The sequence below is a fragment of the Shewanella sp. 8A genome, assembly GCF_023475945.1.
GTDB classification, from domain to species: domain Bacteria; phylum Pseudomonadota; class Gammaproteobacteria; order Enterobacterales; family Shewanellaceae; genus Shewanella; species Shewanella xiamenensis.
On the sequence record NZ_JAMDJP010000124.1, the window covers coordinates 1 to 250 of the forward strand.

The 250-nt window shown below is 41.2% G+C and carries 1 rRNA gene; it reads right to left on the reverse strand.

Features of this window, described 5'->3' with window-relative positions:
* A 16S ribosomal RNA gene (locus M0413_RS22840) occupies nt 1–109 on the reverse strand; the annotation flags it as partial.
* Nucleotides 110–250: the final 141 nt, after the last annotated feature.

The following is a 250-nucleotide window of genomic DNA, read 5'->3' on the forward strand; positions in this document are numbered from 1 at the left end:
TCCGCCGCTCGCCACCTCATAAGTAAACTTACTTGTGCTGCCGCTCGACTTGCATGTGTTAGGCCTGCCGCCAGCGTTCAATCTGAGCCATGATCAAACTCTTCAATTAAAAGTTTTGTGTTTAACTCGCGTTAAACGACTCAATGAATTCTGAATCGACTTAACTTAATAAGTCGTTGTACATATTGCTATGAACACTCATTCATTGATTTAATTCTTTGATTACTCGCCAAACGGCAGAGTAATTTCG